General features: G+C 47.5%; 8 protein-coding genes and 1 tRNA gene. 8 read left to right on the top strand and 1 reads right to left on the bottom strand.

Annotation, left to right across the window (positions count from 1 at the left end):
* A complete protein-coding gene (locus MCG98_RS00170; protein ID WP_240299856.1) occupies positions 1-1575 on the bottom strand; it encodes a VWA-like domain-containing protein in 1575 nt (524 codons plus the stop codon).
* Between the two features lie 203 nt (positions 1576-1778).
* On the opposite strand from MCG98_RS00170, the gene MCG98_RS00165 reads away from it, so the two are divergent.
* From MCG98_RS00165 to MCG98_RS00130, 8 genes are all read left to right on the top strand, one after another.
* Complete coding sequence (locus tag MCG98_RS00165; RefSeq protein WP_240299855.1) at positions 1779-2291, top strand: hypothetical protein; 513 nt, start codon at positions 1779-1781, stop codon at positions 2289-2291.
* A gap of 83 nt (positions 2292-2374) precedes the next feature.
* Positions 2375-3070 (top strand): ABC transporter ATP-binding protein, encoded by a 696-nt coding sequence (locus MCG98_RS00160; protein ID WP_240299854.1) that lies wholly within the window; start codon positions 2375-2377, stop codon positions 3068-3070.
* The gene (locus MCG98_RS00155) at positions 3067-4734 is read left to right on the top strand and encodes an efflux RND transporter periplasmic adaptor subunit (RefSeq protein ID WP_240299853.1); all 1668 of its coding nucleotides are present in this window, start codon (positions 3067-3069) and stop codon (positions 4732-4734) included. Before MCG98_RS00160 ends, MCG98_RS00155 begins: the two co-directional genes overlap by 4 nt.
* A 30-nt stretch (positions 4735-4764) precedes the next feature.
* Positions 4765-6000 carry an ABC transporter permease gene (locus tag MCG98_RS00150; protein ID WP_240299852.1) on the top strand — a complete coding sequence of 412 codons (1236 nt, stop codon included), beginning with the start codon at positions 4765-4767 and terminating at the stop codon, positions 5998-6000.
* Positions 6001-6070: 70 nt separating this feature from the next.
* Positions 6071-6144, top strand: a tRNA-Arg gene (locus MCG98_RS00145).
* 242 nt (positions 6145-6386) lie between these two features.
* A complete protein-coding gene (locus MCG98_RS00140) occupies positions 6387-7940 on the top strand; it encodes a sensor domain-containing diguanylate cyclase (protein ID WP_240299851.1) in 1554 nt (517 codons plus the stop codon).
* Positions 7941-7947: 7 nt separating this feature from the next.
* Positions 7948-10647, top strand: a complete 2700-nt coding sequence (locus tag MCG98_RS00135; RefSeq protein WP_240299850.1) for an EAL domain-containing protein — start codon at positions 7948-7950, stop codon at positions 10645-10647.
* Between the two features lie 18 nt (positions 10648-10665).
* The gene (locus MCG98_RS00130; RefSeq protein ID WP_240299849.1) at positions 10666-12141 is read left to right on the top strand and encodes a GntR family transcriptional regulator; all 1476 of its coding nucleotides are present in this window, start codon (positions 10666-10668) and stop codon (positions 12139-12141) included.
* The last annotated feature ends 40 nt before the right edge of the window (positions 12142-12181 follow it).

The following is a 12181-nucleotide window of genomic DNA, read 5'->3' as shown; positions in this document are numbered from 1 at the left end:
TTATATCTCTCCTTCACTCAGGTTCAGGCAGAGCCGTACAGCCCAGTCTGGTATTTTGTAATTCAGGAAGCGGTAATCTGTGAAGATAAAGGCCGTTTCATACGGGGGCTTATCCTGCGGATAGACCCCGTCGCCGTCAGTAAAATATAAAAGTCCTTTCAGGTTTCTGAACTCACCGTGCTCCATCAGACGTTGGACCAGGTTAAATACAGGGGTAAAGTCGGTGCCGCCCCGTCCGCTGATTTTAATCTTCTGAATATAACGGTTCCAGTCATCAGTGCTGCGTATCCGTATGTGCTCCTGGATCATGGAGTCGCACTGTATGATATGTACATTCATATGACGGAAAAAGTTCTGGTGATCGGTCAGAATTCTGCACGTTTCTGCAAGAAACTGCTGAATTGTGCTGAGTCTGCAGGAACCGGAGGTATCGATGGCGATGACCAGTTCCTCAACCTTTGCAGCCTCGGTGTATTCCAGCGGTTCAACGAGTGGGAGATTACCATAGCGGAACAGGCCATACAGATAAGGAATATAATCAAAGCTTTCCAGGTCTGTCTGAATCTCCTCGGCAGTTACGGTAAAACGGCGCAGATACGAGCGGTAATCGTATTTTGCCTCTTTCCAAAGTTCCAGTTCTTCCAGCCGGCTTCCAGGGTTAAGGCCGAACCTGCGACGGACCGGAACGGAAAATCCTCTGGAAAAGTTTGGGAGGGGGCGAAAACGCCGTCCTGCCGTGCAGGTACTCTGATACCAGTATTCGTGGCTGTCCATTTTGAAAAGTTCTGTCCACTCATCAATAAAACTGTGATCCGACTGTCGGTTAAGCCATTCATATACCTGCAGAGAAAGCGCGGGAGAGACTTCAGGAGGAAACTGTTCATAGATGTTGTCGTGGAGTTGCCGCCGGGTCTCGCCGCAGATTTTAAATTTTTTTTCAGACAGAAACCAGGCACTGATATCGCAGGACAGATTCCAGAATGAGGGATTGGCATCTGACGGGACTTCCAGATGAAGATACAGGCAGTGAAGCAGCATGTGAAGGTACAGCTCCGTATGTTCAGACTGTGAAAACGCTGTCATCACATGAGTGGGAGAGTAATATACTGTGTATCCGTCCGTTCCCGTTACCTCATAATCTGCAGTTTCCTGAAACGTAAAACCTGCAATCGCAAGGCGCATTTCAGGCATTTGATCAAAAATTCGCAGCTGTGCGATCGACAAAATTTCGGAAGCTACGACCCGGGTATGCCCGGGGTCTGTTATGGATGCGTCCGGTACAAGGGAGCGCATCAAAAGCAGACGCATATCTGTAGGGATATCTCTGTTTTTGAGTCCGCGGCTGACCGTTGTGCTGTCCAGCCATCCCGTGTTAAGAAGTTGTACCAGAAAAGAAACTTTCTTTTGTTTCAGTATCCATTCCAGTGCCGGATACAAATGCCGGAGGATATAAGCTGCATAACGCCTTTTGAGCTCCTCTGTCAGAGGCTCTTCTGAAAAATAACGCGATATGGCAACCGAAAGCTTGTGCATCGGCTGCCGGGTTGTTAGAAAAAGCTCGTCACTTGTATTCATACAGGGATAATCACCTCTCTTTTTCTGTGAAATTGTCGTTCTGATGTCAATATTAGTATAGAAAGCAGAGAAAATCAACGTGACACCTTAAGAATTCCTTAAAATTCTGTGAAGTGTTTGACAAGTGAGGAAATACAAAATAAAATAAAGGATGATATATGAGGTAGAATTTTTAAATTCCTAAACAGGGGAGGATAAGTGAAATGAAGGCACCAGGAAAAACTTTATTACAGGTAGTGGGCATAATTTTAATTATTTTTGGAGCGTTTGGTCTGCTTGGATGTATCTCATCGCTGGCGATGTCACAGTCTGAACAGATGATGCAGGTAATGGCAATGACCGGCGTGACAAGCGAGGCGCTTATCATGACGTCTATTATCGGTACTATTGAGGGAATTGTCTATATTGTGGCCGGGATTTTTGGCGTGAAGAACTGCAACAAACCGCAAAAATCAAAAATCAACGTGGTTTTTGGAGCTGTCATGATCATCTGGGTGCTCGCAGCGGCAGTTGTCTCTGTGGTACAGGGATCATTTAGCGTAATCAACGTCATTATCGGCGTGATTCTTCCGCTTCTCTATTTCTGGGGAGCTATGAGAAACAACCAGGTGGAAACCAGTTCAAAGCCTTCTCCGATCGACGATGTGGCTAATATTCTGGAAGTTTCTTCTGATAGTATGAATCAGCCGAAGAAAGATGATGACAAGGACCAATAAACCAGAAAGAAACCTCAGTGCAGGGAAGTATTGGTTGATTCCCTGCACTGTTTTTCTTTAAAAAAGTAAGAAAGAGGGACAAAATGGAAGCATTGATTCAAGTAAGTGACATGTGTAAGATCTACAATCCGGGTGAAAATGAAGTGCGTGCACTCGATCACGTGAATCTTACGATCAATGAGGGGGAATTTGTCGCGATCATCGGTCAGTCAGGGTCTGGAAAGTCTACCCTGATGAACATGCTGGGATGTCTGGATGTACCGACATCAGGGGATTACTGGCTGAATGGGACGGAGGTTGCGACTATGAAAGACAACGACCTGTCGGTTGTCCGGAATAAGGAAATAGGATTTATTTTTCAGGGTTTTAACCTGATTCCCAATCTGACGGCGCTGGAAAATGTTGAGCTGCCATTGATCTATCGTGGAATTGACCGGAAAACAAGAAAAGAATTGTCAGTCAATGCACTTAAGATGGTTGGGCTCGAGACACGCATGACGCATAAGCCGTCTGAAATGTCCGGCGGGCAGCAGCAGAGAGTGGCGATTGCAAGAGCTGTGGCGGCAAAACCACCGGTTATTCTTGCTGATGAGCCGACCGGTAATCTGGACTCAGCCTCCAGCAAGGAAATCCTGCGGATTTTAAAAGATATGCACAAAGAGGGGAGAACCATAATTCTGATTACGCATGATGATGGTATCGCCGCTCAGGCGAAACGCGTAGTCCGTATTATGGACGGGAAAATCGAATCAGACATCATTAATGAGAATTATTCATGACGCATGGGGAGGACAACGAAATCATGGTGAAGAAGAAAAAGATCAATAAGATTATGATCGGAGTGATCGCCGCTGTTGTGGTGATCATTGCCGTGCTGGCACTTGCCAGTAGAAATGTAAAGGCTCCTGAGGTGACGGCTCAGGTCAATGTGATCAATGTCGAAAAAGGGGACGTATCGGAAGAGCTGGACGCAACGGGGACTGTTAAGAGCCTTCAGAAAAAGACATTTTATTCTCCGGTGAACGCCACGATTCAGGATATGCCGTTCGAAGTCGGCGACAGTGTGAGAGCAGGGGAACAGCTGATTACATATGATCTTGAAGATCTGGAAAAAGAAAACCAGAAAGCCGAGCTGAATGTAAAGTCCGGTAAGCTGGATTACAACGATGCCATAAACCAGGCGAACAAGGCAGCGGACAAGCAGGCGACGGCTGCAGCAAATGCACAGTCTCTGCAGGCACAGGTTGATGACTGGCAGCAGTATGTGTACGATCTTCAGGATGCGATTGCGGCGGAGACAGAAAATGCTAAGGATGAAGCGCTGCAGCAGGCGCAGGATGCAGCAGCTACAGCACAAGCGGCATATGCGCAGGAGATGGCTGAGTATGACAAGAAGAAAAAGGAATATGATAAAAAACTGGATGACCTGAAAAAGAAAAAAGCAGATGCGTTAAGTAGAAGCAGCCTGGCTTCTGCCACGGAAGAAGAAAAATCAAAGGCTCTTGAGGAATATAGCTTAGCTGTAGATGATTACAATCAGTTGGTGGCAGAACCACCGGAAAAGCCCGTTTACAGTGCTGATGGGGGAAGTGGGGCATTAGGAGAGGATACCGCATCAGCAGATACATCCGAACTGCAGAGGGAACTGGAGCGCGCTAGCGCTACACTGGCAGAACTTCAGGGAGAGCTTGCGACGGAGAAAGCGACTGCAGAGGCAGATGTATCCACGCTGACAGCCGAAACAAAAGAAAAGATGCAGGTGGCGACCAACTTGTCTGAACTGGAAGCAAAATCCGTTGAAGAGCTGATTGCTGAGGGCAAAAAGGGAATTCAGGCCGAATTCACGGGCGTCATCTCGGATTCAAAAGTTGCAGGTGGTGCTGCGGTTACACAGGGAATGGAAATGTTTACACTGGAGAGTACAAACGATGTAAGCGTGGAAATTCAGGTTTCCAAGTATGACTATGCGGTGCTGAAAGAAGGACAGAAGGCTTCGGTCTCATTGGGAGACAACACCTACCAGGGAACATTAACAAAAATCAACAGGGTTGCAATTCCAAACGAAAAGGGAACACCGATGATCGGTGCAACCGTGAAGATTGATAATCCTGATGAAAATATTTTTATCGGTGTGGAAGCCAAAGTGACTGTTCAGGCCGCATCTGCCGACAACGTTCTGGTAGTTCCGGTTGAGGCTGTGAATATCGGGAACGACGGTTCCTTCTGCTATGTACTGCGCGATGGTGTGATCACAAAACAGACAATAGAGACGGGAATCTCATCCGATGAATATATGGAAGTCAAAAGCGGATTAAAAGAAGGCGATCAGGTGATTCCGGACCTTGGCACCCTTCAGGAGGGTGACCAGGCTCAGGCAGCAGACGGTGCGGCCGGCGGATCTGCAGGGGTACCGGAAGGTGCCGCTCTGGAAGATGATGTATAATCCGGACAGGCATCAGGAAAGGGACTTAATATGGGTAATTTGATAGAATATATTAAGATGGCCATACATAACATAATGGCCAATAAAGGACGCTCCCTCCTGACGATGCTGGGTATCATCATCGGTATTGCTTCGGTCATCATGATAATGGCTGTCGGAGCAGGGACCACGAACCAGATGAATGATGAGATGGACAGTGCGGGAGGCGGTCAGATCCAGGTTATGTGCAGCGATGATGCCATGACCGCCGGCGAATACATGACGCCGGACGATATGCAGGCAATTATAGATAAGGTACCGGGGGTTGAAGCTGTCAGTCCTTCAAGCGGCTGGTCGGGAGAGACTTCCACGGGAAAGGGTGAGTTTTCCATAACTCTGACCGGGGCAACCGAGAATCAGCCGATGTTTTCAACTTCACAGATCAAACGGGGACATTATTTTACAGCCGCTGACGTTTCAGAGGCAAGACGCGTCTGTGTGATCTCAGACTCTGACGCTAAGAGGCTGTTCGGCTCTGATGATGTTGTCGGCATGGACATCGATGTCTTATATAATGGAGTGTCAAAGAGTTATCAGATTGTAGGGGTAACCCAGCAGCCGGAAAATGGAGCCTTTGTGTCATATACATATGAGGGAATGCCGGTCTATATCGACGTTCCGTATACATCACTCCAGGAATATGACGACACATATGACCAGTTTTACTATTTTGTCGTGCTGGCAGATAAGACGATGGATTCTCAGGAAATATCGAACAAAGTAGTAAAGGTTCTGGAATCGCGTCATCAGAGTGCAGGAGAGGACTATTATCAGGTTCAGAGCTTCCAGGATATCATGAAGACGATGAACAGTATGATGGGCGTTGTGACGGCCTTTATCTCATGCGTGGCGGGGATTTCCCTGCTGGTGGGCGGTATCGGTGTTATGAACATCATGCTTGTGTCTGTGACCGAGCGGACAAGGGAGATTGGTATTCGAAAGTCACTGGGTGCGAAGACCTCGTCGATCATGGCACAGTTTCTCGCGGAATCAGCGATTCTGACGATCCTTGGGGGCATCATTGGGATCATTCTGGGTCTCGCCGGTGCATTCGGCATCTGCAGTGTCATAAACTCAACCCAGAATATGAACATGACACCGGGCTTGAGTGCAACGACTATTCTGGGAGCAACACTGTTTTCATGTGCAGTTGGTATTTTCTTCGGAATCTATCCGGCAAGGAAGGCTGCAAAACTCAGTCCGATTGAAGCGCTTAGAAGAAATTAGAAATAAGTATTGACAAATTACGTGCGTTTATGTATAATAATCATTGTCGCGAAAATAGTTTAGCGGTGATGTGCGTTTAGCTCAGCTGGATAGAGCGTTTGGCTACGGACCAAAAGGTCGGGGGTTCGAATCCTCTAACGCACGTAAGTTAAAGAGAGTGTCCTGAAAGTCATGAAATGACTTTCAGGACACTCTCTTTTTTATTTCAGGTATTTATCTGCCCTCTCACTAAAATGATATGGCGCCACAGGGAACGTTATTGCTTTATCAGATGGTGAATGTTATAATTTTTGGTATAGGTTCCAAGATTGCCTGTGGAACATCTTTTTCGTTTGGGTGTTTCCGGCAGAGGTAATGTGAAGCATTGTGCGAAAGGCTGGATTCGGATGAAAAAACACAAAGAAAATAAGAGAAACGGTAATTGGAAGATATCTCTGTCGCCGATCCTGCGGTACAGTGCAATTTTTTGCCTGCTGACGATGCTAATCATCCTGCTGGGCGGTGCTGTCCTGTCATTTCAGCAAATGGAGTCAGATGCGCGCGCCTCCATGAGCAGTGTTCACGCACAAATATCGCGGCGGGTGACGGAATCTGTTACCCTGCTGGAATCACTGGCCTCCTTGACTGAATTCTACGACCCGGAGATCCCTCCCAGTGAAAAAGTCAAAAAACTGGATCAAATGTCGCCTTACTTTGGTTATATGATGATATGCTATGTGGATTCTGATATCACAGTTTATTCTGATGGTTCCGAGCCGGCCAGTCTTGCCAGCAGGGAGTACATGCAGCAGTTATTTTCGACCGGGCAGGCTCAGGTCACAGACAGTTTTGCCGCAGGCGCTGACGGGGTAACACTGAATTATACGGTGGCAGTCCCGCTGTTTGACCAGCAGAAAAATATAACAGGCTGTCTGTTCTGTGCAATTTATTTCGATGAAGTTGTGGAGATTCTAGAACAGTCCGCCGGCATCCATGATTCAGAAGCTACATTGATTGGCTCTCAGGGGCAGATCATGTCCTCCACAGAGGGGTTTTCCTATGGAGTTCCGATGATGGATGAGCTGGGCGATGCCGTTATGATTGGAACTACAGCCGACAAGCTGCAGGAGCAGCTTTTGGCTGCTGTTCCAGGGGATTACTGGAGTATCCGGAATGGAAGCCCCTGTTTTACAACCTACCAGAGAGTTGAAAATACAGAATGGGATGTTCTCTGTACGGTTAACTTTTGGAGCGTTTTTTCGGGGATTTTGCCCAGTCTGCTGATTGTCGCAGGACTGACTGTCATGGTGTGTGCCGGTCTGCTGCTCATTCTGCGGCGTTATATCACAAAACAAATGCAGGTAGTAGATATACTTGTACACTCTGTGGAAGAACTGGAAAAAAAGATTTATCAGGATGAACGTCCCGAAGATGTGGACTTTAACGAAATTATACGATTGACGGGGGACGGACTGTCGGACAGTCTGACAGGGATAGTGACTCGTTCCGTATTTCTCAATCAGGCGGCTACACTGGTGAAACGGACGGATCCGGAGCTCGTCAGTGCATTGTGTTTTGTTGATATGGATAATCTTAAATATATTAACGACACATATGGACATGGCGGAGGGGATGTGGCGCTCAAAAGTGTAGGGTATATCCTGCGGGAATATGAGAAGAAATATGACGGCGTCGTTGGAAGGTACGGAGGAGATGAGTTTGTGCTGCTTTTGACTGATCTTGATGATGAGGCTGAGCTGAAGAGTGTTCTGGGTGAACTGGTGCTTCGTCTTCATTCTGAAATAGGATCGGCGGGCGAGAGGATTCCGGTGCAGTGCAGCATTGGTGTATCTTTGTGCCGACCGGATTCTGATCTGGAGCAGCTGATTGCGGATGCGGATGAGGCATTGTATTTTGTCAAGCAAAATGGTAAAGGGTATTACAAAATTTATCAGAATTGAGGTGCACATGAAAATTCATATCAAACGGCGGCTAATAATTTTTGCCGCGGCTTTGCTGACTTTGATTCTGACGGCAGTACTGAGCTTTGCCATATACGGATGCATTTACGATATCCGTAAAAATGAGGCAGAGCATATCCTTCATGCTTATGGCAAGAATCTTATGCTCCAATTTCAGGGAGAGCTGAATGAGTCGGATGCACTTGCCCGGATGGCCTGTATCATGACGGAGGAAGATGATATCTGGTTTGAAAGCGCAGCAGCGTCCCTGCTGGAGCGCGAGGAGGTGCGTTACGCCGCTCTGATTAAGGGTGATATTATGGTGAGAGTATTGCCTCAGGAGATTTATGGATATCAGGCAGGGCGTGATCTGAAGGAATTTTCCTACATTTATACACTGGCAAAGGTTGTCAAGGATCTGGTGGTGGAAGGACCTGTTATTTTAGAAGGCGGAGATGGACAGGAGGTATTTCTTTTCCTGCAGCCGTTTTTGGAGGGCGATGCATATCTGGGGGGAGTAGCAGTGGCACTGGACTGTAATTACGTGCTGGAACAGCTGGGGCTTGGTTATATGTCTCAGCAGGGGTATGATTATGAGCTGTGGCGTGTTGAGCCACAGAACGGGGGCAAAGAGGTTGTTGCCGTTTCGAGGGAAAATGTTGATTTTTCACAGGCGGTGAAAACAACGTTTAATCTGCCTGCCCAGTGGAATCTCAGCATTCAGCCCAGGGCTGGATGGATCAGTCCCGGCTACAGAGGTGCAATGATCACCATCTGTTTCCTGACGGCGCTGTTAACGCTGGGATTTTCTGTTTCACAATATCAGCTTTTTATCCGTAAGCGTATGTTGAAACAGTTTTCATCCATTGACAGCCAGACGGGACTGTACAATCAGGTGGGTTTTACGGACGCGCTGAATCGTTGGCTGTCAGAGGGGGAGGAGCCTGTTATGCTGTATTACCTGGTGTTTGAAGGCTACAACCAGGTCTCACAGATGATCGGCCTTCAAAAAGAGACCGCCTTTCTGCAGAGCATTCCACGGCGGTTGAAGGAATTTATACAAAATCCTTATATTGCAGGCAGGCTGAGTGCAGGCAATTTTCTGGTGGCTGTCCGCGAGGACATGGATGAGATACAGCAGGAAGATTTTGCAAGGGGATTATCACTTGAGCTCCTGTTGAAAATCCGCCTGGATGACGAAAGAAGCTTTCTGTCAGCACGCTATGAGTATAAATGCTGTCTTCTGGGGGAGGGACAGGCGGAGGAAGAGATCTCCCGTCTGATCCATGCTTATTACACCAAGAGGTCTCAGGAGTCTCCAGTGCGTACGCTGACTGAAAAATGCCGACAGCTGACCGAGGGGAAGGACGACGTAACGTTTGATGAGTACACGGACCTTGAAATGATGGAGCTGTCCAAAACTTTTAACCAGTACCGTAAGCAGGTGGAACAGCTTGCATATTTCGACCCGGTTTTTAATGTTGGCAATCGACCGAAATATATGAGAGATGCTAATATGCTGATATCCTACGATAAAAAACGGCAGTTCAGTTTGTTTTGCGTGGATATCTGTGCATTCAGCCAGTATAATGAATTGTTCAGTGCGGATATCGGTGATCAGATCTTGCGGGAGGTAGTTCAACGCCTTTCACGGCTATTCGGAACATATCTGTACCGTATTAATGGAGATGTATTTCTGGGTATTTCAATGTCTGGGGAGAATGAAAAGACCTTTGCGGACAGGCTCCAGGGAATGCTTTCGGCACCCGTCTCAGCAGGCAATGCTTCATTTGCCCTGCAGGTGCGGATTTCTGTATGCTGCTATCCCAGGAATGGAGACAGTCCGGATGTATTGCTGGACCGGATTCAGTCTGCACTGCGTTATGCAAAAGAATCTGATCATAACGTTGTGATCTACAATAAGGAACTTGACACGATTATTCGGACTGAAGCTGACATTCTGCGCAAGCTGAAATCTGCTATCCACCATGAAACACTGGAAATCTGGTATCAGCCGATGGTCCATGTGGAAACTGGGCGTTTTTTTGCAGCGGAAGCGCTCGTACGTCTGCCGGATGAAAATGGGGGTTATTTTTCTGCCGGGCAGGTTATTGCACTTGCTGAGCGCAGCGGCATGGTCGAGCAGCTTGGCGATTACGTACTGCAGCGCGCGTGTGAGTTCATGAGCTCTCACGGAGAAAGCCTGGGTCTTCGCCATATGTGCATCAACCTTTCGGTCCAGCAGCTTCTGGTAGGAAACAGCGCGGATCATCTGCTTGATATGATACGGGATTCCGGCGCAGGTACAGAACACATTACTCTGGAAATCACAGAGAGTATTCTCATTCAGTCTATTGAACCTGCATCTGAAACATTAAGCAGGCTGCGCCGAACCGGATTACGAATCGCGTTGGATGATTTTGGTGTCGGGTACAGCAGCCTTAATTATCTGTCCAATCTGCCGGTAGATGTTATCAAGATCGACCGTTCGCTGACGCAGCAACTGCGGACAAGTACGAAGCAGCGTGCGCTGCTCCGCGCTATTGTGGAGGTGGCAGAGATCAATTCTCTGACAGTTGTATCGGAAGGCATTGAAACCGAGGATGATCAGAAACTGGTCTCTGCATCGGGTGTGCAGTATATACAGGGATTTTACTATGCCCGTCCGATGCCCGGGGGAGAACTCATTAAGTTTCTGAGTGTGTAGGAGAAAACAGGTGCTGGCATGAAAAACGGTGAGATTAAGTATGAAAAGTTTTACCATATATTAAAAAAGAAAATAGTATGCGGTCTGCTTGCAGATGGTTCCAGACTGCCTTCACGTGCTGAGATGTGCCGGGAGTTTTGTACATCGGAAAAGACTGTTCGGCGTGTGCTGGAAATGCTGGCGGCTGAAGGGCTGGTTGAAACCAGACAGAGAAAACGGCCGATGGTGACTTTTGACGCAGCAGCTTCACATAAGAGAGGCCTGTTATCACTGCAAAAGGCGGATGAGACGGCAGCAGCCGATATTTTCAAAACGGGTATTCTTATATGTTACCCTGTGATTAGTTATGGGATCTCACTTTGCTCGGATGAGGGGTGGGCGATTCCTGAATCCCTGCTTGAAAAAATGGATCCGGAACAGCCAAAAGAATTTTGGCGTCTTTCCAATCAATTCTGGAGATTTTTTGTCTCACGAAGCGAAAACGAGCTGATTCTCCGTGCGGTAGACAGTCTTGGCCTTTCGGAGCTGGACCCGCTTCCAGGTACGCTGCAGATCAGAGAAGATTATTATGAGGGGCTGAAAAAACTCACTCAGGTTATGAAATGCGGGGGCGATTTAAACAGTGTTCATTTTGCAGATTTGTCCTCGCTCTATGGTTTTGTCACAGACGAAAAGCAGCGCGGTCTCTTTTGCAGAGTTGCATCCGATTCACCGCTCAGGCTTGGGAGGAAAGAACTTCAGCGCCGAATCAGCAGCGCGGAGGAACAGTACTCACGAGTTTATCTGGATCTGCTTGGCCTCATAGCCATCGGAAGATATAAGCCGGGAGACCGGCTGCCGTCTCATGAAGAATTGCGCCGGGCCTATGGAGTCAGTGTCGATACCACGATGAAAGCGGTACAGCTGCTGAAGGCGTGGGGGATTGTTACTGCCACACGTGGAAAAGGAATCTTTGTGGCGATGGATCTGGAGGCAATGAGTAAAATTTATATTGAGCCTGAACTGATAGCCCGTCATATTCGGAGATATCTTGACAGTCTCCAAATGCTGTCACTGACCATCGAAGGTGTGGCTGCCCATGCCGCTGCACAAGTGACGGCTGAGGAAGCCTGCAGCCTGTGCGACAGCCTGGAAGATGTCTGGAACCATGCATATTTGTATCAGCTTTCCCCTGTTATTCTGCTGGAGTTCCTTGTTGCGCATATTCAGTATGACGCTTTACAGACAATATATGAAGTGATACTGAAAAACTACCACATCGGGAGGAGCATTCCAAAGCTCATCAGCCACAAAAAAAACCGAAATAATTACGAAATTCATAAACAGTGTTTAGAAGCTGCCAGGATTTTAACAAAAGGTGATTCCGTGTGCTTCGCAAGAAAGGCATCAGAAATGTTTCAACATACAAATCAGCTGATTATCACAGAGTGTAAACGACTGGAGTACTGGGAGGCAGCAGTGCAGGTGTATGATGGTTCTGTGCTGTGGAAATAGTTGGGATGGAGACTGTGTTTTCAGCGCAGTCTCCTTTTTT

The organism is Ruminococcus sp. OA3 (assembly GCF_022440845.1).
Lineage (GTDB): Bacteria > Bacillota > Clostridia > Lachnospirales > Lachnospiraceae > Ruminococcus_G.
The sequence above is the reverse complement of the archived record's forward strand: the minus strand, read 5'-3'. Positions and strand labels throughout refer to the sequence as shown.

What these genes read in the sequence shown, in the direction of transcription:
- MCG98_RS00165 (WP_240299855.1), top strand. Translation starts at nt 1,779, where the DNA reads ATGAAGGCACCAGGAAAAACTTTATTACAGGTAGTGGGCATAATTTTA.
- MCG98_RS00135 (WP_240299850.1), top strand. Translation starts at nt 7,948, where the DNA reads ATGAAAATTCATATCAAACGGCGGCTAATAATTTTTGCCGCGGCTTTG.
- MCG98_RS00155 (WP_240299853.1), top strand. Translation starts at nt 3,067, where the DNA reads ATGACGCATGGGGAGGACAACGAAATCATGGTGAAGAAGAAAAAGATC.
- MCG98_RS00170 (WP_240299856.1), bottom strand. Translation starts at nt 1,575, where the DNA reads ATGAATACAAGTGACGAGCTTTTTCTAACAACCCGGCAGCCGATGCAC.
- MCG98_RS00130 (WP_240299849.1), top strand. Translation starts at nt 10,666, where the DNA reads ATGAAAAACGGTGAGATTAAGTATGAAAAGTTTTACCATATATTAAAA.
- MCG98_RS00160 (WP_240299854.1), top strand. Translation starts at nt 2,375, where the DNA reads ATGGAAGCATTGATTCAAGTAAGTGACATGTGTAAGATCTACAATCCG.
- MCG98_RS00150 (WP_240299852.1), top strand. Translation starts at nt 4,765, where the DNA reads ATGGGTAATTTGATAGAATATATTAAGATGGCCATACATAACATAATG.
- MCG98_RS00140 (WP_240299851.1), top strand. Translation starts at nt 6,387, where the DNA reads ATGAAAAAACACAAAGAAAATAAGAGAAACGGTAATTGGAAGATATCT.